We start from the raw sequence: 23,321 nt of genomic DNA on the forward strand, positions 1-23,321 counted from the left end.
CGCGAGAAGGGAACGGGTATGCGCGCATTTTTAGAAACGTCATTCGGTCCGAACGAATTGTCGGTTATCGACCAATCATTCAAAGACTGGTTGGAAACTCACCATGTGACTAAAAACAGCGCAGAGGCTGAGCTTGCCGCTGCGATTATCATAAACCTGTATCGCGAGGGACATGACACCAGGCAGGAATTGGACACTGCCATGTCCCTGCATCGCGGTCTTGCCGATCTTGGCGAGTTGGCATCGCGCTCTTGAAAGGATTAGAACCATCGACCCTATAATTCTTATAAGCTAACACGCTGAAATTGTTCAGTGGCGAGAGTCGCCGTGTCTATCACGGAACGGCTAATTTGGGGCAAATTCCAGACTGTCAGCTTCTCATCACCTATAACGATATTGCGAACTAAGGGCCTACAGGTACTGCACGCCCTGATCGAGAAGATCGCCCAGCGCGTCCGCCCGCGGCCGTGCGCCCTTCAGGGCGACATCGACCAGCCCGCGTGCTACGCCGCGTGCCAGGCCTCGCGCCATGACACGTTGGGCAGTCGATACTTTTTGGAGACCAGCACGTCCGTGGACGAATGTGCTGCGCAGCTCAAAAAGGTCCTTGTACGCCTGCACACTCGCGCGGTCGTTCAAAACAGCCGCGACTCGTGCCGCGACCCGCTCGGTTGCCGATGAGACCTTTTTGTGACGATCAGGCTTGGGACGAAGCCATTTCTTGTGGTCCATCTCCAGGCCGACGGCAGCCTCGATCGCGGTCATGTGCGCCATCACCTCGTCCATGCCGTCCGCGAGGAAGGCGCGCACGAGAAAGTGGGCGATCGGTGTCTCAAATAGCGCGGAGGACCGTGCGGATTCGAGTTGCCGCCACGCGCTGTCTGTAAAGAGGGCCAAGCCATCCTGGGCCTCGTCATCAAGGCGCAACGCGGTTGGCCGTTCGAGTTCGACCTCCTCGCCCCAATTGTCTTGAACGATCCAAGGCTCGAGCGTCAGGCTATCGGCGCTCGGCGGCGGTGACGGCCTGATGAACAGGTCGTCGTCCATCGTGTGGATCCAGGGCACGCGAAAGCCTCTCCAGTCGACTTCCTGCATCGTCGACCAGCGCTCCCACGGCGCTAGAAGTAGAAAGAAGAGCGCGGCTTCCACGGCCGGCGGGAAACGGCCAAGATGTGGATCAATTTCACCGAAGTCCCGGTCGAAGTTCATGTATAGGAAAGGCGAGGTACGGGCCTCTAGTAGAGAATCGATTTGGATCTCTTCTTCGACCACTAGCCAATGAAATTGCGCTAGCCGCCGGGCCTCGAAGGCCTGGTTGTGAAAGTTTCGGGCGAGCCGTTGTGCGTCGAACAGGTGCGTCAGCTCGTCGGCGCTGAATTGCGCGACGCGCGCGCGACCGAAATTCATCGGTGGGAGGTCGTCAGCCAGATCGAGAGGGCACATATGCCGTCGCAGGGTCGTCTTGCGCCGGTAGGTCTCATCGATCGCGTGTGCTGCAGTGACAGGGTCGAGGCTAAGCCTGGCTCGGTCTGCCGGCAGATGACAGGGCAGCCCGAGCGAACGCAAAGCAGCGCTGAGAGCAAATGTTGGTTTGCCGCCACCATAGTCCGCTTGGCACACCTCACTCAGCGCGACAAAGGCAGGAGCGGCCAAAAGGTTATCCGGACCTGGTCGCGGAACGCGCCAAAGAGCTTCGACCGCTGCGATCATCGACGGACTTGCTGCCATCAGCCGCGTCCCTCCGAAGTTCGTAGCACGCCCAAATTTGCGCCCTCGGCGATATAGTGCCGGTACGCGAAGTTGATGAGATCGCGTACGAGTTCCAGGAGACCGCCGGTGGGCAGGCCGTCAAAAGGATCGCCATGTGCGAGCGTGTTTCGACGCTCGGCGAGGGTTGGCCGGATTTCGCCGATCAACTGACCAACGACAGTTCCGCCGCAGCGAGCCACCAACGGGATTTGTTCGTCTGTCAGACCGTCCGAGGTGACCATATATTTGAGGAGCGTCGAGAAGGTTCGCTTCCCCTTCGAGACGAATCCACCGTATCGATCCATCACTGCCAACTCCAACGCGATCAGGGCGGCGAGTTCGCCCGCCTTCACCACACTGAAATCCGCCCAGCCCAACAGGTAGAGCGTTTGCGCACGTTCGAATTTCGCGCGAACGACATCCGGTATCCGCGGGTCGATGCCGAGCCCATCGACGAAGTGCCGCCAATCTGCAGCCTTCTTGAACTGGAGAAATCCTCCCGGATTGCCCGGCGTCGGCCAGGCGACTAGCAGCGGCTGGTTACGATCGGTCAGCTCGATGTGTGATGGATCGGTCATCGAAATCAGGCGCGGCGGAGCATTCGTTCGATGCGGATGCGCTGGAAGCCATGGGCATTCACATGCGTGCGAAGCTTGCGGATATCGCGCACGCCAAAGGCCACGGCTGCCTTCAGCGGGCTGGCAAAGGTCGCGTAGTAGGACCACCGCGCGTCGGACGGGAGTGGCGCATTCTGGCGGCGATCGGTGATAACGACGTCGCGCGGATCGCTGGTGTTGCGGAAGGCGTAGAAAGTGATCCAGTCGGGTCGGCGATACCGCGCGGCCTTGCTGAACGGCACCGACTGAACCTTCACGTCGGTCTGATCCAGCACCCAGTCGCGCTGCTCCAGAATTTGGCGGACCATGTGGCCGACCATCTGCTTGACGCGATCGGCGAGGATATCCTCGCGAAACTCTTCGAGGAGTTGCTCCTCGATGCCTTCCACCGCGGGCTTGCTCAACTGGGAGGCTGTCTCCAGCCGTGCAACGTTCTCGGGCTGCGTCAGGAACGCCCAGATGCGCTGACCCAGCTCGGTCTCATAGAGCGACGCGAATTTATCGGGATTATAGGCAAACATGACAGGGTCTCCTTTACCGGGCAAATATGACCGGTTCTATTGACCTGTCAATGGGTGTCGGTTAGTTTCGCTCGGCGATGCGATAGGAGGTGGGCCTTGGACTTTGAGGATCTGGTGACGGCGCTTGCGCCGCCTCCGAACCGCGTCGGCAAAGCCGATGGCGACCACGAGCATCATCTCTATGAGGGCGCCGTGATGATTGCGTACGCGATGCACCTGCTTCGCTGGGAGGGCGCGCAGCATGTGCGCATTCACCCAGACGGCGAGCACGGCAAACAATTCGATTTCGCTGGCTGGCTGGGGCGCCGAGGGTTTCGAAAAGTCTCCACACTCGGCACCACGGCCTATGGCGGTGCGTATGAGAATTCCGCCGGACAGACGATCACCGTGAATCCAAGATCCGGGCTCGGTGATGTCGTCGCCGAGGTCGGGAACCTCATCATCTCCGCCGAATGCAAGGGCGGCATCATCAACACCAGGCATCCCGGCCAGGCCTCGCGGCTGTACAAGGGTCTCTGCGAGACGGTCGGCATGCTCATGGCGACGCCGACGCAGGGGCGTCAAGTCGCGGTGGTGCCGTTGACGGCCAGCACTTTGCGTCTTGCAGAGCGCCTAGCGCCGCGGTGCGCTCTGGCTGGGATCGAAATCGCTCTCGTCGGAAGTCGTGGCGAGGTCATGGACGTGAAGTCGCCGAGAGGCGCGGAGCACGCTACAAGTATGTTGAAGTAAGAAGGAAGGTTGGGGGCATGCTAAGTCGGGGATCTGAATGGCGGCGATGGGAACCGCATATCCATGCGCCTGGAACGGCGATGAACAATCAGTTCAGCGGGCCAACGGCTTGGGAGGACTATCTAACCGCGCTCGAGAAGGCGACACCTCTGATCGAAGCGATCGCGGTCACTGACTATTACGTGACGGACACCTATGAGGAAGTGTTGCGTCACCGGGCCAACGGCCGTCTTCCGCGCGCCAAACTCATCTTCCCCAATGTCGAACTTAGGCTGGATGTGGCGACGGCCAAAGGTGGGTTTGTCAATCTGCATCTCTTCGTGAGCCCTGAAGACCCAGACCATGTTGAAGAGCTGCGTCGGCTGCTTTCACGGTTGCAGTTCAACGTTATGCAAGACCGTTTCGACTGCACCAGGGAAGACCTGATCCGTCTCGGCAAGAAGGCTGATCCTGCCATCACCGATGATCGTGCCGCGCTGTCCTACGGGGCCAACCAGTTCAAGGTGAATTTCCAGAAGCTGCGGGAAGTTTTTACCGAGAGCGGCTGGGCGAAGAAAAACATCCGGATTGCGGTTGCGGGCGGAGCAAATGATGGAACCTCCGGCGTCCGCGAGGCGGCAGATCAAACCCTGCGGCGCGAGATCGAGGGATTTGCGGATGTGATTTTCGCAAGCAGCGAAGCGCAACGTGAATTCTGGCTCGGCAAGCGAGATCTTGGACCAGCGGAGATTCGCACGCGATATGGCGGTCTCAAACCCTGCCTGCATGGAAGTGACGCCCATAAGCTGGAAGACGTTGCCACTCCGTTTGGCGATCGCTTCTCTTGGATCAAGGGTGATCTTGAGTTCGACGCGCTGCGCCAGGCCTGCATCGATCCGGGCGGTCGGGCGCATGTCGGCGCCGAACCGCCAGCATCGGCCACGCCTTCGCAGGTTATCGCCCAGATCGACATCCTCAACGCGCCGTGGGTGACCACGCCCGCCATCCCCCTGAATCCGGGTTTGGTGGCGATTATCGGCGCCCGTGGATCTGGCAAGACGGCGTTGGCCGACATGATTGCGGCAGGGTGCGACTCTATCGCCGACGAAACCTGGAACGCAGACGAATGGGCCAACCCATCGTTTCTTGTCCGTGCCAGGCCCTTGATCGGCGACGGCAGGGTCAAGGTGAGCTGGGCGGCGGGCGAACCGAGCGTAAGATCGCTCGATGGCTCCGACGCAAACGGCCCGTTTGCATACGAGCGAGTGCGCTATCTATCTCAGCAATTTGTCGAGGAGCTCTGCCGATCGACCGGACTGACCGACGGTCTGCTTCGCGAGATCGAGCGCGTGATTTTTGATGCCCATCCAGACGAAGAGCGCGATGGCGCGCTCAATTTTGAGGAGCTGCTGGAGCAGCGAGCAACCCGGCATCGTCTCGCTCGCGAGCGTGAGGCGGAGGCGGTTTCGCAAATCTCCGATCGGATCAGCGCCGAACTTGAGAAGGAAAAGCTTGCCGCGACCTACGAGGGTCAGGTGGGGCAAAAGAAGAAGTTGATCGACGCCTACACGGCCGACCGCGCCAAGCTGGTTTCGGCCGGGAGCGAACAACGCGCGCAACGGCATACCGAGCTGGCGGGAGCGGCAAACACCGTGCGGGCGAACCTGCGCCGCTTCACCGGGCAGCGCCAGACGTTCCTGGCGATGCAGGATGAAGTGAAGGATCTGCGCCGGAACCAAGCTCCGGAAACCCTTCGCCAAGCTCAGGCGCGTCATCCCAACAGCGGTATGTCTGACGAACAGTGGGCGGCGTTCCTGCTCGACTACAAGGGGAAGGTCGATGACAACCTCGAAGGCTATGTGAAATGGGTTGACAGCAAGATCGCCGAACTGAAGGGGACCGCGCCTCCCTTTGCCGACCCAAGCAAGCCCTTCTTTCCCGACGCCACTGACCTGACCACTCTGTCGCAGGCGATGCTCGACGCAGAAATGAGCCGGCTGGAAAAGCTGGTCAGCGCCGATAAGGACATTCAGAAGCGATACACCGCGTTGTCCGGGAGCATCGCGACCGAGACTGCGGCGATGCAGACGTTGAGCGACAAGCTGAAGGACGCGCAAGGCGCCAAAGAAAGGGCGCGCGAACTGCAAACCGAGCGAGAGCAAGCTTACGGCAGGGCGTTCGATGCGCTGGTCGCCGAGCAGTCGGTTCTTGAGGAGCTGTATGCGCCGCTAATGACGAGGCTTGCCGCCTCATCCGGCACACTGAAAAAGCTCTCTTTTTCGGTCGCCCGGATTGCGAATGTCGAACAGTGGGCGAAGGAAGCCGAAGACGGGCTCATTGATTTGCGCGAGACTGGGGCGTTTCGGGGAAGGGGTACACTGCTTCAAAAGGCGAACGAAGTATTGAGAGGTGCTTGGGAAACCGGCGATGCTGCTGCCGTGTGCGCGGCAATGGCCGAGTTCCGTCGACTCTATCAACGAGATTTGCTCGATCAATCGCCGATTGCTCACACAGACCAAGTCGAGTTTCGGGCATGGTCCAAGCGCTTCGCGCAATGGCTTTTCAGCACCGATCATATCTCGATCCGATACGGTATCGACTATGATGGAGTAGACATTCGGAAGCTGTCGCCCGGCACGCGCGGGATCGTCTTGTTGCTGCTCTACCTTGCTCTGGATGACAGCGACGATCGTCCGCTCGTGATCGATCAACCAGAGGAAAATCTCGACCCGAAGTCGGTGTTCGACGAGTTGGTCCACCTGTTTGTGGAGGCCAAGTCGCATCGCCAAGTGATTATGGTGACGCATAACGCGAACTTGGTGATCAACACTGACGCAGACCAGATTATCATCGCGGAGTCGGGGCCGCATCCACACGGAGCTTTGCCGCCAATCACTTACACGTCCGGAGGCTTGGAGAGCGCGTCCATCAGGAAAGCGGTATGCGATATCCTGGAAGGCGGCGAGGGCGCTTTTCAAGAGCGCGCCCGACGACTGCGTGTGAGGTTGGAGCGCTAGCCGAGGAAATCACCAGCGCCGCCGTCCTTGCCAGGGATGGCGGCCGTCATCCGACAAAGTGTCGCGCCATTCGCCAATGCGCTCGTCCATCTGCTGCATCAGGTCGCCCTTGGCGTCGATATCGGCGACAAGGGCGACGCTGACGAAACCCGGTTCGCCCTCAACAGCCGGCAAGCGCCAGACCTCGTACCGCGTAACGCCGTTCCTCGTTCCGACCGGTGGTGTCGGGTTTGGCCCCCACGCATCGGCAAGCTTCGGGTCGCGTGCGCGCAGTTCAGCAAAGTCGATCGTCCATCGCTGATCGGACACCGTGCCGAAGGCGGGAACAATGCCGGGGATGAGGTAATCTCGCACGATGTTGTCGAGGTCATGAAGAACCGCTGCCGGGGTCTTAGGGTTTGGTCGCACAACGACTTCCAGCGCCACAGCGACCACGAGAGGACTGATGATCCAGTCCCAGCGTTTCTTGAATGCGGCGATTTCGTCTGACACATTCTGCCTGAAAGCTGATGAGCCGCCGCTCGCAATTGGCAGTTCGCCGACCTGAAGCCGAAGCTTGGATTCGCCAACCAACCCAGCCCACATCGTCTTGTCGAACCCAGTCGGAAGGCCTCGTGGGAGGCCATACATCCACCCTAAGACAGGGATATCGACGCCGCTGCGGCCGAGGAGTGCGCGCTGCGCGCTCCAACGCACCATCTGCCGATACGCCTCGTACATCTTGTCGCCGAGGGATTTGCGTTGTGCTTCCTCGTCTCGGATGAGCTCGCGAAATGTGTCGACCCACTCACCTTCGCGCTCCCGTTCGTAGTGGGTTTCCATGCTTTCCACGGCTCGCAAGGCAACGCCCGCGAGTTCCAGATCATCGAGCATGGCGGGAAAGGGCCTGGCCTCTATGCGTATGCTGGGGTGATCTTCGCCGTGGCGACAGGACACCGATAGCGCCTGGATTTGACTGTCATCGGCATACAGAAGGCTCTTTTTCGGCCAATTTACGCCGGTCATTCGAGGGCCAAGAAGGTCCAGGAGGTTTTTGGCGATCGTATGTGCATGCGGCGGGGACTTGCTGGCCGTTGCCAAGTCGAGCTTGAGCGCTATGTCACCCCTGAACGTGCTGCGTTTGATCGACGTGAGATCTTCGGCAACCGCCGTCTGAAAGGCCGCTCGATCGGCGAGTGACATTTTTTTCGACTGCGGCTCGATATCATCGATGCTGATGTGGATTCGCCGCCCGCGTCTTGCTTGATATCGGGCGGACGCGCCTGCGTCGCTCGCCATGAAACTTTTAAAATCGCTCAATGCCGTCCGGATCCCATTGGTTGGAGAATTTCTATCCGATCAAGATCGCCGGCACTGTCGACCTCTCCGATGTGCCTCATTCCCACGGCCCCCTCGACACGAGCCTCGGTAACAGATCTCGAGCTCAGGTCCGAGACAAATTACATTTCAGCAGCTCCTACCACAACGACATGCGCTCGCGGATCGTGGAGACACTAAGTCTAAATTTATAGTGAGAAAATGTAGGTGGAAAGAGGCAGCCACGAACACGAAGTGACGTACTTGGGGTTGCATGAACCATTGCCGCTGATATGAGTAAGATCCTCAGTTGATTTTTGATTTTGCTCCGATTGCAAGGCTGAAATGCAGGCTACGTTGATTTCTTTACAGGACGCGGTGAAAGACCTGCCGTCGGCGAGGATCCTGCTGGCGCAGGAATTTGAGAACGGTCCAAGAATTGATCCTCTCAAGATCATTCAGATCTACGAGGCCAGCGAGTGGGAAACGTTTATCGACGAGTGGGTACATTCGCTTAAATCTGCATATATCAACGTTATGCGTCCAACCGGCGCTGGCGATAAAGGCATCGACATCGCTGGCTTTTGCGACGGTGACAAGCTGCTCGGCACTTGGGACAATCATCAGTGCAAGCACTATAACGCCCCGCTGAATTTTAGCGTGGCCGCTCCGGAAATCGGCAAAATGCTCTGGTATTCGTTTTTAGGCGAATACAAAGCCCCGAGAGCATGCCGCTTTATTGCGCCAAAAGGCGCCTCGACATCGCTGTCCCTGTTACTTACCAACGCGGATAAATTGAAAACGAAGGTGATTGCGGACTGGGACAAATCCATCGCCGGAAAAATCACCTCAACCGATTCGATCAAACTGGAAGGGAGATTTCTCGACTATGTCAGAGGTTTCGACTTCCGGATCTTTTCGGCTGAACAGCCACGAACAATCATCGAGGGCCATTCCAAAACGCCTTACCATCGTGGACGGTTCGGCGGTGGACTGCCCTCCCGCCCTCAACCAGACGCCGTTCCGGTCGAGGTCGAAGAAGCTGAGGTGACCTACACGAGCAAGCTGCTTGATGCCTACGCAGAGCATAAGGGTGAGACGGTTACCGCAGTCTCGCATCTCGACAAGTTCGCCAACCTCAAGACGCACTTCCAGCGATCCCGCGAGGCATTTTACCATGCCGAGTCACTGCGGGTGTTCGTGCGGGAGAAGGTAGAGGCAGGCACCTTCGAGGGATTGCAGGCCGAGATTTTAGACGGTGTCCTTGACACCTATGATGGCGAGCACCCTGACGGTTTTGCGAGGGTCATTGCCGTGACCGAAAAGGCGCAATCTATGGCTCTCGATGCGCACCCGCTGAACAAAAGCGCTCTGCCGAAGGATCGCCGGGGAATTTGTCACCAGCTCGCGAACGATGGGAAGCTGACATGGCGACGCTAGTGCCCTCTGCCTCCGCATTCAATGGTCCGCTCGAAACCGGCGTGAGGGCGGTCTTTGTGCTGCACGCGCATTTTCCGCGGGCAGTAGATTTGAATCGGCTGACCGCCATGGACTACCTTGTCGTGAGAACCAGCGTACTAGATGGTCCCGCGGATTTGCATCCGCCGACCCCGATCATGTCGCCTGTCACGCAGGTTCGAAGAAAGTCCGTCCAATCCGCTGTTGCCTTGATGATGTCCCGGGGCCTGGTTGAGCAGATTGTGGACGAAAGCGGCATTCTGTTTCAGGCGGGAGATAATGCGGAGTTCTTTGTCACCGCGCTGCAGACGCCGTACCTGCAACAATTGTATGAGCGCGCCCAATGGCTAGCAGGCTATTTCGAGAATTACAGCGACGAGGGGTTTGACGATCTGATGCGAAATCTCCTCTCGAACTGGGTATCTGAGTTTCAAGACGAAGCATCGGGACCAGCATCATGACATATTCAGGCTTCCAGATCCGTCACCTCTCCTTTCACGGCAAGGACAGAAAGCCGGCAATCGTCTCGTTCCAGTCGGGCCTCAACGTCGTCTATGGAGCATCCGACACCGGAAAGTCGTATATCGTCGAAGCAATAGATTTCATGCTTGGCGGCAAAGGTCCCCTCCCCGATATTCCGGAGGCAAAAGGCTATGAGCGCGTGTTGCTCGCGATCGCTTTCGACGACGGATCGGAAACGACGCTGCTAAGAAGCATGGCTGGCGGACAATTCCAGGCGTTCGATGGTTTGCACACGTCGATCCCGGATACAGCCGGCAGTTCCCTTGGAGAGATCCACAACGAACGCGATGAATCGAACCTCTCTTCTTTCCTCCTATCAAAAATCGGCCTGGCGGGTAAGAGAATCAAAAAGAATGCGAAAGATGACACCCAAGCCTTGAGCTTCCGAAACCTCGCGAGACTGGCGATCGTCAACGAAGAGGAAATAATTCAGAAGCGTTCCCCGTTGTCGGACGGAAATTATACCGCAAATACTGCTAACACCTCCGTATTCACAATGCTTCTGACCGGTGTCGATGACACCGCCCTTCTATCGCGCCAAAGCACCTCGTCCGAGGAGCAGAAACGTTTGGCGCAGATCGATCTTCTCGATCAGCTGATCGCGGAAGCTCAAAAGCGCATCACGTCGATATCCGGCTCGCGAGATGAACTGTCCGATCAAGAGGACCGGCTCACGAAGGCGATGGACAATCGCGTCGAGCAGCTCTCGTTCACCGAGGAAAAGTTCAAAAAGATCTCGACCAAGAGGCGGACGATTATTCAAAAGCTCGAAGCGACCAACGAGCGATATACGGAAATTGCCACCCTCCTCGAGCGTTTCAATCTTCTGCGGCAACACTACGGTTCGGACTATGAGCGTTTGGTGGGCATCCGGGAGGCGGGAAGCTTTTTCTCGGTCCTCGAACAGGAGGTTTGCCCGACCTGCGGCGCCTTGCCCGATCATCATGATTCCAGCGCCGTCTGCCACGGCGATGTTGCGGTGACCGTCCTGGCTGCCGAAGCAGAGATGCAGAAGATCGAAGCGCGACAATCGGAGCTGATGACGACGATGACCGCCCTCAAGACAGAGGCGCAGTCCATCGAGAAATCGCTTCCCAACATGAAAAATTCCCTGAGAGAACTCTCGATCGAGATCGAGACAGTCGTCTCACCGGACCTGCGGAAACAACGCGCAACCTACAAAGAGCTGGCTGACAAAGGAGCAAATGTTCGCCAAGCACTCGGGCTTTTTAGCAATCTGAATGAGTTGACCAACCGTAAAGCCGCCCTGGAGCGGCAGAACGACGGGGGCTCAAACGATGCCGCTTCGAGCACTCGTCTAACGAGCACCATCGTTGCCCCGTTCGCTGAACTGGTCGAAAGTGTCCTCCGCCAATGGGGGTTTCCTGGTGTGGACCGCGTCCACTTCGACACGACTACAAAAGACCTGGTCATTTCGGGCAAGCCCCGAACCTCTTATGGAAAAGGGCTGAGAGCAATCACGCAATCGGCTTTCACAATCTCGCTGCTGCAATATTGCGCCGACAACGATCTGGCCCATCCGGGGATCGTCGTGCTTGATTCCCCGCTGCTTTCCTATCGCGAGCCGGAGGGAGCCGATGACGATTTGAGCGATACTAACCTGAACGGAAACTTCTACCGATATCTTCTCGGGCTCGAAGACAATAGACAGGCGATCATCGTTGAGAACATGGATCCACCGTCAGACGTCGAACTCGGTGATCGAGTGATTCATTTTTCCGGGATGGTTGATGAAGGTCGCTTCGGCCTGTTCCCTCGGTAACCAATTCTCTGCATTCGAAGCATGCCACAAGTGAGTAAATCGTTGTGATCATCCGAAACTATCTCCGATGCCTGACATGCGATCAAGTCCACATGTTGCGGATAGCCATCGGCGACGCAAAGCGACAGCCGCATCACGTTGCGTGCAGGAATTGCGGAGAGGAACTTGAGGTCGTGCTTACCCTTGGGACTGGAAGCGGCGAAGGCGCATTCTCGTGTTCCGAGAACGCCGCATTTTGCGACGAAGATGCCGAGGCGCTTGTTGTCAATCTGGACCCCAACTTTGTGATTCCAAAAGATCAGGCCAATTCGCCGCTCTCGTTTCCCCGCCTTGAGCAGATGAGAACTATGGTGAAGGCGATGGAGGCGCGCGGCGTGTCGCTCGATCAAATGGCCCGAGCTTCGCGCGAACGAGGGCCGACGTTTCCGACGGAGTGGACGCACCTGAAAAAGGCGATCGGACTCGAAACACGAGGCAAATCGAAGCTTTCAAGGCGCGAGATCGACACCAGTAGTGCGCTGTTTTACGAAGGCGAAAGGCTAGATAGTCTGGACGATTGGCTGATTCGATTTCTACGAAGACTCGTCGGCCCGGACAATGACAAGCTCTTTGAAAAAATCAGCAAGGAAGCTGAACGCATCATTGAAAGTAAAGATACGACCGGCATGATGAAGCACTATTTTGCCGATCTTAGAACCGCTAGACGAGACGCATATTTCGCGATTGTGACCGACTTCTTCCGGAACTACTCTGAGTTTTCCCAAGTGCTCTATCGCGTTCGACTGGGCGCCCCACCGCCAGAAGACGCAGCCGCCGGCTCCACGAATTTCGAGAATGTGAAGACCTTCTACGGAGATGCGTTTGAGACTTTCGCCGGTCTGGTCGAGCTTTTCACGATGCTCAACAACCTGGACGCCGGTCGCGAATACGACCAGGGAGAACGGCTCACCTTGAAGAAATATCGGGAACTCGACAACGCGAGCAAGTTCAATCCCTTCGCCGGAAACGCGGCCTTCACGGACCTCTGCGTCGAAATCGACAACCAAATCCGAAATGCTTCGCACCATCGAGGGATCAAGCTTTCCGCGGATCGTCACACCGTTCTATACCGCGCTGGTAAGGGGGGCACCGGGGAGGAACAGTCCATGACCTACGTGACCTATCTTGATCGGTGCGCGCGTATCTTTATGCAGATCGTTGTATTGCTCTGCGTCGAGATCATGATGAACTTTCGCCGGGGACAGGCTCTATTTGGAGGTGAATCGACTAGCTAGTGGATTCAGCGTCGCAAGGTGCGGCCCCTTCAAATAATTCCCCATGCCCGAAACCTCCCCCTCCCGGTCATCTCCCTGAGCCCCAGATCCTCCACAATCCGCAGCGCCGCCCGCGGCGTGACGGCAAGCTCTTTCGCGATCATTCCGGCCGACACCAGCGGCCGCGAGATCACCAAACCGATCAACTCGGGCAGTTTTGACGAAGCGCGTTTCCCGATCAGTCGGCGCTCCATCATCTTTCGCGCCAACGCCAGCCGGTCATGCTCTTTCAGACCGAGATCGGCGGCCGCCAGGATACCATGCGCAATCGCGAGGAGCCGGGCCTCCCGGTCGCGATGCCAGCGGCGATCAACGGGGATGGTTTTCAGGCCGAGATTGAAGGTGGGCAGATGCCCCGCCGTCGTCAGCCCGGCCTGGCGCATGATCGATGCTGAAAGCAGCCTTCCAAGCCAGGGCGCATGCTGCAGCACCGACAATTGATTCCAGGCATCGAGGGCAAGCATCGCCTGCAGCACTGCGGGTAGCTCTTGCGTCTGCTGCAATACGCGGCGCCACTCTTCAAGCCGCTCGTCCTCATCCCAGTCGAGATCGTAAACCAGCGGATCTTTTTCCCGGGCCCTCGCGCTTAAGGCGGGGCCAGGCTGCTTCGCCTGTTCGATGGCCGCAGTCGATCGGGCGAGCACGGCATCGATGGCCGCGAATTCGTTGTCCGACCGAGTGTCATCGCCATCGCCGTTCTCCCCCTCCCCGCCTTCGACCAGACCGTCGGCGGCCGGCTCGTCATCGCCGCTCGCAGCGACACCATTCAATGCCACCGTCGTCGCTTGGCCCCGCAGGCTGCGGAGACCGTCCGGCGACAGCGCCCAGCCGGGTGTCTGCGCCGCGATGCGCCGGCGAGTTTTCAGAACGTCGCGGGCGATGGTCAGTTCGTGGGTCGGCGTGCGAATATCCTTGGTGGCGTCGTGCAGCACCAGATCCTCGAGATGCACGAGTTCGCCGTCGATCCACAGCGAGGCGCAGGCGTCGGCGAAATGCGTCCGCTCGATCCAGCCGTCGCCAACGGGAGAACGGGCAATGCGCTCATCGAGACGGGCCAACGCCGACCCCGCGTCCGAAATCGGCCGCAGCAGGCTTGAGATGGGCAATTTTGACAAATCGTAAGACATTGAAATCATGGTAAATGATTCGCTAAACAGACACCAGTGGGTAGTTTGTGTCCGTCACCAGATGGTTCTGCGGGCTAGAGTTATAATCATCGATAACTATCTGTTATCGATGGTAGATTGATATGACCCGCAAATCATGCTGTCGGTCGCCCTGGATGACCGGAAACGCCTGGTTTTCCGGTCTTCTTGGCAGATTTCGGCTTGGATCGGTGGAACGGTAGCTGCTCCGCGGGCCGCTCGGCGGTCCTGGCATTCGGCCATGATGCGACTTCCCTCATCATTGTTCTGCTCAGCCGACCGTTCTTGCCCCTCCCCTCCTCCGATCTCCTTATTTTCAGGCATTTCCGCCACAGATGGCCGCCAGGGCGCGTTTCACGCTGGTTACGGCCAGATGCCCGTTCGAGATCGCATTTCGAGTCTGGCGGGGCTGCATCTACCCTATAAAACACGCTTGCAACTGGTTGTTTCCTGCCGAGGCTTTGTTTGGTCACTTCGTTTTGGCAGAGACAGCCTTCGCGGCCTGATCGATGGTATCTGCGATGACGACCGGCTGAGTCATGAACAGCGCATGGCTTGCCGAAACCTTGGTGATCTTAGCGTTGATGCGCTCAGCCATATGGATCAGCATGGCCTGATCGAAGGCCTTGTCTTCGGTTGCGATAACAGCCCAGCTGGGCTTTGTGCGCCAGGCCGCATGTTCGAGCTTCGTGGCGAACGCCGACATGTTGATCGGCACCTGCGAAGCGCTCATGAACGCCGCCTCATCATCGCTGACGTCATGCGCGAAACCGGCCTTGAACTTTGCCGGACTGACATAGCCGAAACCGTCCTTGGTGGTCTCAAGAACAAATTCAGATGCGGGTGCAAACCCTTCATACTGCTGCGCCGTTGTCTCCCCGGCGTCGGGTGAGAGCGCGGAAACATAAACAAGGCCGGAAACCTTCTCATCGCTCCCGGCTTCCGTGATGACCGTGCCACCCCAGGAATGACCGACGAGAATAACCGGACCATTCTGGCGCTCGAGCGCACGCTTGGTAGCGGCAACATCGTCTGCCAGTGATGTCAGAGGGTTCTGCACGATCGTGACGCGATATCCGCGCTTTGTGAGGTTGTCGTAAACACCCTTCCAGCCTGAACCATCGGCAAATGCGCCGTGGACCAGGACGACGTTCTTGACCTTCTGGTCTTGCGGTAATGTATCAGCGGCTGCCGGCAACGAGGCCAAAATGGAGGCTGCGGCTGCAATTGCGGCAACGCTAGTGATTGTCTTGTCTGCCATGGCTTTCTCCTTCTCTTTTAGCGATAAGCATTATCGCGATAACTATAAGCTTTCATATCTGATGATGTCCGTCAACACTTTTCTTATCGCGATATTGGTTTTTGCGATAAGTTAGGTTATAAGGGTGTCATAGGAGTTCGAAATGTCTCAACGCCACAATGATCCCCCGCCCCTGCGCGACCAGCTGTGCTATGCGATTTACACAGCGGGTATCGCGATCCAGCGCGCCTACAAACCGCTCCTCGACGAGCTTGGGTTGACATACCCCCAATATCTCGTTCTGAACGTCCTGTGGGCCCAAGACGAGCAGACGGTCATATCGATCGCTGATCAGCTTGCTTTGGATTCCAGTACCTTGACGCCACTTTTGAAGCGTCTCGAAATTGCCGGACTGGTGCGACGGGCACGAAATCTCAGCAACGAAAGGCAGGTCCTGGTCACGCTGACTGATCAGGGTTACGCCTTGCAACACAAGGCAGGCTGCCTGAGCGACGCTTTGCTTGCAGCCTCGACCCAAACACCCGCCCAACTCGCCGCTCTGAACCGCGACGTGCGACATCTGCGCGACGCTATTTATCTGCAAATTGGCGGATGGGATGCGCCCGCCTGACCCCAGCGGTCTACTTTAGCAAGACTGCCGTCCAGAAACCTTCATCCGGCCATGGGCCACAAGTCAAAGTGGCAAAGTAGAATGGGTAGGCCGCGCAGGATCGGTCGAAGACGGAGACTACATCACATCATCGGGCGTATCCGCAGGCACCGATATGTCTCTCGCGGTCGTCGAGAAGGTCTACGGGCGTGAGGCCGCCGAGCGTTGCGCCAAAGGTGCTGACTATATCTGGAGTGGCGATCCGAACAATGACCCCTTCGCAGTTGAGATCTCTAAAACGGAACTGAACGACTGACGTAGGCCGTGTTTTTGAGCCCAATGTACTGCTAACTAATCAGCCTCGCCCCGACTGGTCGGGGTCCGCTTTCACGATCTGATCGGCACTGTTCAACACGCCGTAAGCGCGGCGTCGCTGACGCCAAGCAGCCCCTTAGGGTGGTGAAAGCCGTCCGGCTGCGAAGTCGCGCGCAACCGCGATAAAGGCCTGAAAGGCCGCTGAGGAATTGCGCCGATTGTAGTAATAGAGGCACAACGGCGCAAGCGGTGGAGTCCAGTCGTCGAGAATGCGCACAAGCCGTCCTGCAGCGAAGTCATCGCGCACATCGGCTTCCATGAAATAGCCGATCCCCACGCCGTTCGTCACCGCGATCCGCGCCAGGGATGCTTCGTCAAGAGTGATTGGCCCCTCGACGTCGAGCTGCAGTTCTTCGCCATCCTTTTCGAACCGCCACCGGAGCAATGTGCCGTCTGGAAGCCGTCCGCGAACGCAAGGATAGGAGAGCAGTTCCTGCGGCACTCGCGGGACAGCCCTGTCTTCGAAAAAGGCGGGTGACGCGGCAATCGCCATGCGCCTCATCTTGCCAAGCGGAATGGCGATCGCGTCGCTTGGCACAAAATCCGCGCTGCGCACTCCCAGATCAAAGCCCGCCGCCACGACGTCGACGAGCCGCCCTTCCGTGACGATATCGATATGAACCTGCGGATAGCGCTGCAAATAGCTCAAAACCAGCGGCGCCATAATTTCACGCGCCGCCGTGGCGAATGCATTGATCCGCAGTATGCCAGAAGGCGTCTCCTGCTGCGATCGCGCGGTATTCATGGCTTTCTGGATACCCTCAAGCGATGGTTTAACCTGTGCAACGAATATCCGCCCTGCATAGGTGAGTGAGACGCTCCGCGTCGTACGATTGAATAATCGCACGTCAAGCTGACGCTCTAGCTTGCCCACCGCATTGCTGATGGCCGTGGTCGACATGCCAAGATCGGTTGCCGCCGCGCGAAAAGAGCCGCATCGGACGATAGCGAGAACTGCCTCAAGTTCGATCAATGAGTGGCGCGTCATTGTCCCGCTTTTCGTGATGCCCCATGGCGATTTATCTTGCTTATCAGGCGAAAAGTCCAACGCTAAATTGGCGTCATCACCACTCAGGAGATGAACATGTCACTGAACCTACCCAAGCCGATCGCCGCCTATATCAAGGCGAATGCCCACCTCGATCTTGAGGGCATGATGAGGCACTTCACGAATGATGCCGTCTTTATCGACAACGGCAAGCGGTACGAGGGGCCAGCTGAAATCCGCAAGCTACTCAGGGACGAAGCGATCGCGGTAAAGGCGATCTTCGAGCCCGATACGTCTCGGGAAGAAGACGGCATGGTGGTGCTTGAAGGCCCCGCTCATGGTGAGTTCCCCGGCAGCCCTCTGCGCTTCACCTATCGTTTCACGCTGGCAAATGACGCCATCAAAGTTCTGGAGACCACCGTATGAGCATTCAGGCAGATCCCAACGAGTTCGCCGGCAAGCGCGTCCTCATCAGCGGCGGCACCAAAGGTCTGGGGCGCGCAACGGTTCAGCGGTTCCTCGCCGGCGGAGCTCGTGTCGTCACGGCTGCCCGCACGATCAAGGATCCTATCGAGGGTGTTGAATATGTCCAGGCGGACCTGACCTCTGCGGAGGGAAGCGAAGCGCTAGCAAAGGTAGCACTTGAGCGGCTGGGCGGCATCGACATCCTTGCCCATGTGATTGGCGGATCGGCTTCGCCGGCGGGTGGCTTCGCCGCGCTGACAGACGACCACTGGCTCGCCGAGCTGAACCTGAACCTGCTGGCGACTGTCCGTCTCGATCGCCTGATGATCCCGCAGATGCTGGAGCGGGGCAAAGGTATCGTGGTCCATGTTACCTCAATTCAGTCTGTTCTACCGCTGCCCGAGTCCACGACCGGCTATGCATCTGCGAAGGCCGCATTGCGGACCTACAGCAAGTCGATTTCGAAAGAACTCGGTCCCAAGGGTGTGCGGGTCAACTCCGTATCTCCAGGCTGGATCATGACTGATGCCACGGGAGACTTTCTCGAAATGCTGCGGAAGGCCAATGGCGGCACGATAGAGGACGCGCGGCAGTCCGTGCTCGATGTCTTGGGCGGGATTTCGATCGGGCGCGGAGCTGAGCCAGAAGAGGTGGCCGACCTTATCGCCTACCTCGCGTCCGACCGGGCTGCTGCGATCCACGGCGCCGAGTTTGTCATCGATGGCGGGACTATCCGAACTGTCTAAGGGTGAGACCCGGCATTCGCGCAAGAGCGGATGCCGGGAACTCGCTGTTCCTCGACCATGGGAAAGCCGTCACGGATTGCTGCTTGGAGCAGTTGGCAACGATCGGCGGCGATCAATAGGAAGCTTTAACAATGCTTGACACTTCATCCTGCGAGCGCTGCAGCTGGGCTCAAGATGACCCGATGATGCGGGGATATCATGATGCCGAATGGGGCGTACCACAGCGAGATCCGCGGATGTTGTGGGAAATGCTCATGCTAGAGGGGTTCCAGGCCGGACTTGCCTGGATCATCATCCTTCGTAAGCGAGATGCTTTTCGGGCCGCCTTCGCAGATTTTGATCCAGCCAAGGTCTCTGCTTTTGACGAACGAGATATTCAGCGCTTGATGGCGGACCCTGGCATCGTACGCGCACGGGCCAAAATCGAAGCCACAATCAAGGGCGCACAGATCTACTGCGAGATGCGGGGTCGCGGCGAGGACTTCTCGGAATTCTGCTGGTCTTTCACCAAAGGCATTCCTGTTCTTGGTGACGGGAAAAGCTGGGTCGCGACCACGCCCCTCTCCGAGACGATCTCTAAGGAATTGAAGCGGCGCGGTTTCAAGTTTGTCGGCCCGACGATCACCTACGCATGGATGCAGGCGGTCGGCATCGTCAACGATCATTCTATTAGCTGCTTTCGACGTCACTTAGAGCCTGAATGTAGGCGCTAGGACGATCGTCATGCATCAACCGCCATCGTGCGAGGCCAATCTCCATCGGAGGGGGACAACAACCTCGCGCCAAAATGCGCTCGAGCTGCCCTTCTCCTGCGCGCATGTGGGCGATGGCGCTTGGCGTGCCAGCGCTGCGCCGTGCTTTTCAATTCTTGCTGAAGGGAAGAACGATGTTTGCCGTCTATGGAAAAGACGCCAATTTCAACGACCCACTCGCCTCAGTGGTTGTCGGAGAATGTCCGCAGCCTCTCGTGAAAGAGGGATGGGGTGCGCGTGAAGGTAACCCACGCCAGCCTGAACCGGCACGACCTTTTCACCCGTCACTACGTGACCTATAATTCCGGAGGATCAACGTCGATCTCCGCCGACCAATAGTGTTTGGCAATGTTCTGACTGTTGCGAATGACGTGGTAAGCCATTTCAGGATCCCCTCCGGCCAACGTGCGGGATCAGCGCCGCACACAACGCAATACATGCGCTGATGGACGAGCGCAGCGAAGTATTCAGGGGCCGGCGTCGCGTCCTCTTGTCCGATAGCCGCCATGTCTTCTGCGGCCTGATATCTCGCATCCTGCAGAGCGGCGAAGATCGCTGTGGCCAACCATTTGTCGGCACGCTCAATGACGTCGGCGATTTCCCTATCGGCGGAACTGCCAGCAGGATTGTCTCGTCATGCCTCTTTCCTTCGGCGGTAAGGACGGTCGTCAGCCGGTTGATTTGGTGAAGAGCGCTAGGTAGTTTCGCGCGGTTTCGATGAAAGCTCGCTCTGCTTCGGAGCCGTCGGCGAGTTCGGCCGCACGGGCATCCACCGTCGCTTGTAGCCGAGCGTCGATCTGCGGATCGGTGGCACGCGCTTTCTCCATCAAGGTACGAAGGACGGTTCTCAAGGCAAAGCATTCCGCCGATCTAACCAACTGTTGACGTTCGCTTTGATTCTTCGCGATATCGTCTGCGCGTTTATTCTTCTGTCGCATCGACACTGGCCTGCCTTGCTGCCTTTCCCACCTCCGAGCGACGTTGCGCCCGGCATAGAGAATCTTCCAGGCGACGTCGGGATCGCCATTCTCGAATGTTTGGGCATCGGCGCCGCAAAGGCGCATGAAGAGGTCGCGAAGCGCTCCATCGCTGAAGTAGTCGTGTGGCGCAGCGGAAACGCCGAGGGACTGGAGCGCGGCGCCGGCGGCTCGAACGGCTTGATCGATCGCTTCATCAACCGCTCGGAACAAACTCTCGTCTGCCTGATGTACCTCGTCTATTGTCATCGACATGAGCCTCTCCCACGAATTAGCTCTCTTCGTTGAATGACATCGGGTCAGCCCTCGCGTCCAGGCTTACATGAAGCATCAATCGGGCAAGGGTATGAACTCACCCCGGTCGTCAGCAGGAAGGTCGAAACGGCCCTTGCCCCACTTTCCGGCTCGCCATTCGGCCTTGGCTTCCTCGATACGTTCCATCGACGAGGCGACGAAGTTCCACCAGATGTATCTTGGCCCGGAGAACGTTGCGCCACCGAGTATCATAATCCGGGCGCCGCGTTCGCCGGCCGCGACGGTTATCCTGTCTCCGGGACGGAACACCATCATCTGCATTGTGCCGAATTCCTGTCCAGCGACCGAGATCGAACCTTCAACGACGTAGATGGCGCGGTCTTCGTGTTCATCTGGCATCGGAAGACGGGCGAGCGGATCCAGCTTGACGTCGGCGTAGAAGGTCTCTGAAAACATCTTAGCGGGAGCGCGCTCGCCATAGGCGTTTCCGAGGATCAGCCGCGCCGAGACGCCTTTGTCTTCGATCATCGGAAGCGCGCTCCGGCCGTGGTGCTCGAAGGACGGCGCCACGTCCTCCTGGCCGTCAGGCAGGGCGAGCCACGTCTGTATTCCGAACAGGCTGTTCGGTCCGCTCCTTGCCGCCGCGCTCGTGCGCTCCGAGTGCGATATGCCTTTGCCCGCGACCATCCAGTTCAACTCGCCCGGCCTGATGATCTGGTCGGCACCGGTGCTGTCCCGGTGATGAAAGTCTCCTTGGTACAGATAGGTGACGGTGCCGAGACCGATATGCGGATGTGGCCGGACGTCGACGCCCTGCCCCGTCAGGAGTTCGGCGGGACCAGCATGGTCGAAGAATATGAACGGGCCGACCATCTGTCGGTTCGGTGCGGGCAGCGCCCGTCGGACTTCGAAACCGCCAAGATCGCGAGCGCGAGGAACGATTAAGGTCTCGATCGCCTCCACGCCTATCTCATCGGGGCATCCTGGTTCGATCGCAGGGTTCCAGCTCATGTGTTTCGTCCTCTTCTTCGGCCGATGATCATCCATTCAAAGCGAGAGGCGGTGACGCGTGACGCACCCGCTCCTCTTTTTAGGCGTGCTCACGCTCCAGCACCAGCCTTGGGCGCGGCAGTGTTGAGCAACTGCTGCTCCCACAGATATGCGATTCCGCTCCCGCCAGAATGCTGGACGATGACGTCGGTGATCTTTGCAGCCTGTTCGGCACGGGACCAGTCGCGCTGCCATTCGGCTGCGAGCGCGAGCCAGGTCATCATGTTGGCGCCGGCTGCGATCATACGCTGGATTGCGACCTGATGCGCCTCGGGCGAGACTGCGCCAGAGGCGTCCGTGATGACCGTGACATCCCAGCCCTCGCCCGCGGCCTGAATAGCCGGCATAGCAACGCACACCTCTGTCCACAGACCCGCAATTACCAGTTGCTTGCGACCGGTCGACTTCACCACGTCGACAACCTTCGCATCCTGCCAGGTGTTGATAAGCGTCCGGTCGATGATTTCCTGGCCTGGGAAGACGTCGGCGATCTGTGGGAAGAGTTTGCCGCCGCGCTCCGCGATTACCGTTGTGAGGATGGTCGGAACGTCGAAGGCCTTGGCCGCCTTTGCAAGGCCTACCGTGTTGTTGACCACCATCGTCGGTTCGTGGCTGTTCACGTTCGCGAGCTGATACGGCTGATGGTCGATGAGGACGAGAACCGAATCTTCAGGGCGGAGAAGCGAGGCGAGGCCGTTACGAAAGGTCATGAAACATCCTTGTTTGTTGGTTCGTCGAAGATGCGAACGCGCCCGTTGGACGTCGATCCACGAAAACCTTGTCAGTGCCAGCCCTGATGCGGTAGGCCTCGAAAACGCGAGCTGTGTTGCAGAAAGGGGAACGCAAGATGGAAATCGACGATCTCAGGACCTTCGTGGAAGTCGCCGACGCAGGAGGGGTGACACCCGCCGCTCAACGGCTTGGCGTCTCCAAGTCGATGGTCAGCCGGCGTATCGCTCGTCTTGAGGCGGAGTTGGGCGTTCAGCTCGTCGCGCGAACGACCCGCGGCATCGCTCTGACTGAGGAAGGCGCGACGTTCCGAGATTATGCGGCGAGGGTTTCGGCGGAGATCGATGCGGCCCGCGAGACGATATTGCCGGCGGGCGAGCTTCGCGGGCGCATTAGGGTCGCCGCCCCACTGTCGTTCGGGCCGACCCACCTCGCTCCCGTCCTGTCTCAGATGGCGCGCCGACACCCGCATCTTCAGGTCACCTCGTGCTACACCGACCGCTTCGTCGATCTCATTACGGAAGGTTTCGACTGTGCGATTCGGATCGGATATCTGCCGGATTCCAATCTCGTTGCCAGGCGCGTTGGACCACTCTACGCGAAATTCGTTGCTAGCCCCGACTACATCACCCGGAATGGCTCGCCCGAGACGCCGGACGAACTTCTCAAGCATGAGGCGCTCATGCAGGGAACTGAGAGTTGGCAAGTCACAGATGGCGACCAGGTACTCAACACCCGGCCGCAAGGACGGTTCAAGGCCGACAACGGAGTAGCATTGCTCGCCGCCGCGCTGGAAGGGCTAGGCATCGCCAGACTTCCGAACGGTCTTACGGACCAACACATCGCCTCCGGTGCCCTCGTCGAAGTGATGCCGAAGTATCCGCCTCCCACCGCCGGCATTTTCGTGGTCAGGCCTCCTGGACAGCATCCTGCCAAGAAGGTGCGTGTGCTGACAGAGATGCTGATCGAGTGCTACGACTCCGGCTCGTCCTAGCAGCCCGCCGA

The 23,321-nt window shown here is 58.5% G+C and carries 23 protein-coding genes; 13 read left to right on the plus strand and 10 right to left on the minus strand.

The window, feature by feature from the left end; all coding sequences use genetic code 11:
* The first annotated feature begins 18 nt into the window (after positions 1-18).
* The gene (locus AC1DJO_RS28540; protein WP_112445734.1) at positions 19-255 is read left to right on the plus strand and encodes a hypothetical protein; all 237 of its coding nucleotides are present in this window, start codon (positions 19-21) and stop codon (positions 253-255) included.
* Between the two features lie 156 nt (positions 256-411).
* Here AC1DJO_RS28540 and AC1DJO_RS28545 read toward each other — a convergent pair whose 3' ends face one another.
* The 3 genes from AC1DJO_RS28545 to AC1DJO_RS28555 are packed head-to-tail and all read right to left on the minus strand — an operon-like array spanning position 412 to position 2,887.
* Positions 412-1,728 carry a hypothetical protein gene (locus AC1DJO_RS28545; RefSeq protein ID WP_477973985.1) on the minus strand — a complete coding sequence of 439 codons (1,317 nt, stop codon included), beginning with the start codon at positions 1,726-1,728 and terminating at the stop codon, positions 412-414.
* A complete protein-coding gene (locus tag AC1DJO_RS28550; protein WP_477973986.1) occupies positions 1,728-2,327 on the minus strand; it encodes a hypothetical protein in 600 nt (199 codons plus the stop codon). Before AC1DJO_RS28550 ends, AC1DJO_RS28545 begins: the two co-directional genes overlap by 1 nt.
* 5 nt (positions 2,328-2,332) lie before the next feature.
* On the minus strand, positions 2,333-2,887 hold the full coding sequence (locus AC1DJO_RS28555) for a hypothetical protein (RefSeq protein ID WP_477973987.1): 555 nt from the start codon (positions 2,885-2,887) through the stop codon (positions 2,333-2,335).
* Positions 2,888-2,983: 96 nt separating this feature from the next.
* Here AC1DJO_RS28555 and AC1DJO_RS28560 point away from each other — a divergent pair, with 96 nt between their 5' ends.
* Positions 2,984-3,616, plus strand: a complete 633-nt coding sequence (locus AC1DJO_RS28560; RefSeq protein WP_477973988.1) for a hypothetical protein — start codon at positions 2,984-2,986, stop codon at positions 3,614-3,616.
* Positions 3,617-3,633: 17 nt separating this feature from the next.
* Complete coding sequence (locus tag AC1DJO_RS28565; RefSeq protein WP_477973989.1) at positions 3,634-6,612, plus strand: TrlF family AAA-like ATPase; 2,979 nt, start codon at positions 3,634-3,636, stop codon at positions 6,610-6,612.
* Between the two features lie 9 nt (positions 6,613-6,621).
* On the opposite strand, the gene AC1DJO_RS28570 is transcribed toward AC1DJO_RS28565, so the two are convergent.
* Entirely contained in the window at positions 6,622-7,911 is a 1,290-nt protein-coding gene (locus AC1DJO_RS28570) for a hypothetical protein (RefSeq protein ID WP_477973990.1), read from the minus strand.
* A 342-nt stretch (positions 7,912-8,253) separates the two neighbouring features.
* Between AC1DJO_RS28570 and AC1DJO_RS28575 the strand changes: the two genes are divergently transcribed.
* The 4 genes from AC1DJO_RS28575 (at position 8,254) to AC1DJO_RS28590 (ending at position 12,945) form a co-directional block, all read left to right on the plus strand.
* Complete coding sequence (locus AC1DJO_RS28575; RefSeq protein WP_477973991.1) at positions 8,254-9,348, plus strand: ABC-three component system protein; 1,095 nt, start codon at positions 8,254-8,256, stop codon at positions 9,346-9,348.
* The gene (locus tag AC1DJO_RS28580) at positions 9,336-9,827 is read left to right on the plus strand and encodes an ABC-three component system middle component 2 (protein WP_477973992.1); all 492 of its coding nucleotides are present in this window, start codon (positions 9,336-9,338) and stop codon (positions 9,825-9,827) included. The genes AC1DJO_RS28575 and AC1DJO_RS28580 overlap by 13 nt, the downstream gene beginning before the upstream one ends.
* Positions 9,824-11,671, plus strand: coding sequence for an AAA family ATPase (locus AC1DJO_RS28585; protein ID WP_477973993.1), 1,848 nt, complete (start codon positions 9,824-9,826; stop codon positions 11,669-11,671). The genes AC1DJO_RS28580 and AC1DJO_RS28585 overlap by 4 nt, the downstream gene beginning before the upstream one ends.
* 173 nt (positions 11,672-11,844) lie before the next feature.
* Positions 11,845-12,945, plus strand: coding sequence for a hypothetical protein (locus AC1DJO_RS28590; protein WP_477973994.1), 1,101 nt, complete (start codon positions 11,845-11,847; stop codon positions 12,943-12,945).
* A gap of 29 nt (positions 12,946-12,974) precedes the next feature.
* On the opposite strand, the gene AC1DJO_RS28595 is transcribed toward AC1DJO_RS28590, so the two are convergent.
* Positions 12,975-14,120 carry an RHE_PE00001 family protein gene (locus AC1DJO_RS28595; protein WP_477973995.1) on the minus strand — a complete coding sequence of 382 codons (1,146 nt, stop codon included), beginning with the start codon at positions 14,118-14,120 and terminating at the stop codon, positions 12,975-12,977.
* 478 nt (positions 14,121-14,598) lie between these two features.
* Positions 14,599-15,390, minus strand: coding sequence for an alpha/beta fold hydrolase (locus AC1DJO_RS28600; RefSeq protein ID WP_477973996.1), 792 nt, complete (start codon positions 15,388-15,390; stop codon positions 14,599-14,601).
* A gap of 142 nt (positions 15,391-15,532) precedes the next feature.
* Between AC1DJO_RS28600 and AC1DJO_RS28605 the strand changes: the two genes are divergently transcribed.
* Together AC1DJO_RS28605 and AC1DJO_RS28610 are read left to right on the plus strand one after the other, a co-directional pair.
* Positions 15,533-16,000 (plus strand): MarR family winged helix-turn-helix transcriptional regulator, encoded by a 468-nt coding sequence (locus tag AC1DJO_RS28605; RefSeq protein WP_442208021.1) that lies wholly within the window; start codon positions 15,533-15,535, stop codon positions 15,998-16,000.
* 154 nt (positions 16,001-16,154) lie between these two features.
* A complete protein-coding gene (locus tag AC1DJO_RS28610; RefSeq protein ID WP_477973997.1) occupies positions 16,155-16,295 on the plus strand; it encodes a hypothetical protein in 141 nt (46 codons plus the stop codon).
* Between the two features lie 135 nt (positions 16,296-16,430).
* Here AC1DJO_RS28610 and AC1DJO_RS28615 read toward each other — a convergent pair whose 3' ends face one another.
* On the minus strand, positions 16,431-17,342 hold the full coding sequence (locus AC1DJO_RS28615) for a LysR family transcriptional regulator (RefSeq protein WP_477973998.1): 912 nt from the start codon (positions 17,340-17,342) through the stop codon (positions 16,431-16,433).
* 96 nt (positions 17,343-17,438) lie between these two features.
* Here AC1DJO_RS28615 and AC1DJO_RS28620 point away from each other — a divergent pair, with 96 nt between their 5' ends.
* The 3 genes from AC1DJO_RS28620 to AC1DJO_RS28630 all read left to right on the plus strand — a co-directional run bounded on the left by AC1DJO_RS28620 (position 17,439) and on the right by AC1DJO_RS28630 (position 19,266).
* Positions 17,439-17,768 (plus strand): nuclear transport factor 2 family protein, encoded by a 330-nt coding sequence (locus tag AC1DJO_RS28620; RefSeq protein WP_477973999.1) that lies wholly within the window; start codon positions 17,439-17,441, stop codon positions 17,766-17,768.
* Positions 17,765-18,553: an SDR family oxidoreductase gene (locus AC1DJO_RS28625; protein ID WP_112444912.1), complete on the plus strand. Its 789-nt coding sequence runs from the start codon at positions 17,765-17,767 to the stop codon at positions 18,551-18,553. Before AC1DJO_RS28620 ends, AC1DJO_RS28625 begins: the two co-directional genes overlap by 4 nt.
* 131 nt (positions 18,554-18,684) lie before the next feature.
* Positions 18,685-19,266: a DNA-3-methyladenine glycosylase I gene (locus AC1DJO_RS28630; RefSeq protein ID WP_112444914.1), complete on the plus strand. Its 582-nt coding sequence runs from the start codon at positions 18,685-18,687 to the stop codon at positions 19,264-19,266.
* Between the two features lie 707 nt (positions 19,267-19,973).
* On the opposite strand, the gene AC1DJO_RS28635 is transcribed toward AC1DJO_RS28630, so the two are convergent.
* The 3 genes from AC1DJO_RS28635 to AC1DJO_RS28645 all read right to left on the minus strand — a co-directional run bounded on the left by AC1DJO_RS28635 (position 19,974) and on the right by AC1DJO_RS28645 (position 22,297).
* The gene (locus AC1DJO_RS28635; protein ID WP_112539132.1) at positions 19,974-20,537 is read right to left on the minus strand and encodes a hypothetical protein; all 564 of its coding nucleotides are present in this window, start codon (positions 20,535-20,537) and stop codon (positions 19,974-19,976) included.
* Between the two features lie 75 nt (positions 20,538-20,612).
* Positions 20,613-21,548, minus strand: a complete 936-nt coding sequence (locus AC1DJO_RS28640) for a pirin family protein (protein WP_477974000.1) — start codon at positions 21,546-21,548, stop codon at positions 20,613-20,615.
* Between the two features lie 89 nt (positions 21,549-21,637).
* Positions 21,638-22,297, minus strand: a complete 660-nt coding sequence (locus AC1DJO_RS28645; RefSeq protein ID WP_477974001.1) for a hydrolase — start codon at positions 22,295-22,297, stop codon at positions 21,638-21,640.
* Positions 22,298-22,434: 137 nt separating this feature from the next.
* Here AC1DJO_RS28645 and AC1DJO_RS28650 point away from each other — a divergent pair, with 137 nt between their 5' ends.
* Positions 22,435-23,310, plus strand: coding sequence for a LysR family transcriptional regulator (locus AC1DJO_RS28650; protein ID WP_112444960.1), 876 nt, complete (start codon positions 22,435-22,437; stop codon positions 23,308-23,310).
* The last annotated feature ends 11 nt before the right edge of the window (positions 23,311-23,321 follow it).

This window comes from Rhizobium sp. 05N430 (genome assembly GCF_056396985.1).

What these genes read in the sequence shown, in the direction of transcription:
- AC1DJO_RS28540 (WP_112445734.1), top strand. Translation starts at nt 19, where the DNA reads ATGCGCGCATTTTTAGAAACGTCATTCGGTCCGAACGAATTGTCGGTT.
- AC1DJO_RS28545 (WP_477973985.1), bottom strand. Translation starts at nt 1,728, where the DNA reads ATGGCAGCAAGTCCGTCGATGATCGCAGCGGTCGAAGCTCTTTGGCGC.
- AC1DJO_RS28550 (WP_477973986.1), bottom strand. Translation starts at nt 2,327, where the DNA reads ATGACCGATCCATCACACATCGAGCTGACCGATCGTAACCAGCCGCTG.
- AC1DJO_RS28555 (WP_477973987.1), bottom strand. Translation starts at nt 2,887, where the DNA reads ATGTTTGCCTATAATCCCGATAAATTCGCGTCGCTCTATGAGACCGAG.
- AC1DJO_RS28565 (WP_477973989.1), top strand. Translation starts at nt 3,634, where the DNA reads ATGCTAAGTCGGGGATCTGAATGGCGGCGATGGGAACCGCATATCCAT.
- AC1DJO_RS28575 (WP_477973991.1), top strand. Translation starts at nt 8,254, where the DNA reads ATGCAGGCTACGTTGATTTCTTTACAGGACGCGGTGAAAGACCTGCCG.
- AC1DJO_RS28580 (WP_477973992.1), top strand. Translation starts at nt 9,336, where the DNA reads ATGGCGACGCTAGTGCCCTCTGCCTCCGCATTCAATGGTCCGCTCGAA.
- AC1DJO_RS28585 (WP_477973993.1), top strand. Translation starts at nt 9,824, where the DNA reads ATGACATATTCAGGCTTCCAGATCCGTCACCTCTCCTTTCACGGCAAG.
- AC1DJO_RS28595 (WP_477973995.1), bottom strand. Translation starts at nt 14,120, where the DNA reads ATGATTTCAATGTCTTACGATTTGTCAAAATTGCCCATCTCAAGCCTG.
- AC1DJO_RS28600 (WP_477973996.1), bottom strand. Translation starts at nt 15,390, where the DNA reads ATGGCAGACAAGACAATCACTAGCGTTGCCGCAATTGCAGCCGCAGCC.
- AC1DJO_RS28605 (WP_442208021.1), top strand. Translation starts at nt 15,533, where the DNA reads ATGTCTCAACGCCACAATGATCCCCCGCCCCTGCGCGACCAGCTGTGC.
- AC1DJO_RS28610 (WP_477973997.1), top strand. Translation starts at nt 16,155, where the DNA reads ATGTCTCTCGCGGTCGTCGAGAAGGTCTACGGGCGTGAGGCCGCCGAG.
- AC1DJO_RS28615 (WP_477973998.1), bottom strand. Translation starts at nt 17,342, where the DNA reads ATGACGCGCCACTCATTGATCGAACTTGAGGCAGTTCTCGCTATCGTC.
- AC1DJO_RS28620 (WP_477973999.1), top strand. Translation starts at nt 17,439, where the DNA reads ATGTCACTGAACCTACCCAAGCCGATCGCCGCCTATATCAAGGCGAAT.
- AC1DJO_RS28625 (WP_112444912.1), top strand. Translation starts at nt 17,765, where the DNA reads ATGAGCATTCAGGCAGATCCCAACGAGTTCGCCGGCAAGCGCGTCCTC.
- AC1DJO_RS28630 (WP_112444914.1), top strand. Translation starts at nt 18,685, where the DNA reads ATGCTTGACACTTCATCCTGCGAGCGCTGCAGCTGGGCTCAAGATGAC.
- AC1DJO_RS28635 (WP_112539132.1), bottom strand. Translation starts at nt 20,537, where the DNA reads ATGTCGATGACAATAGACGAGGTACATCAGGCAGACGAGAGTTTGTTC.
- AC1DJO_RS28640 (WP_477974000.1), bottom strand. Translation starts at nt 21,548, where the DNA reads ATGAGCTGGAACCCTGCGATCGAACCAGGATGCCCCGATGAGATAGGC.
- AC1DJO_RS28645 (WP_477974001.1), bottom strand. Translation starts at nt 22,297, where the DNA reads ATGACCTTTCGTAACGGCCTCGCCTCGCTTCTCCGCCCTGAAGATTCG.
- AC1DJO_RS28650 (WP_112444960.1), top strand. Translation starts at nt 22,435, where the DNA reads ATGGAAATCGACGATCTCAGGACCTTCGTGGAAGTCGCCGACGCAGGA.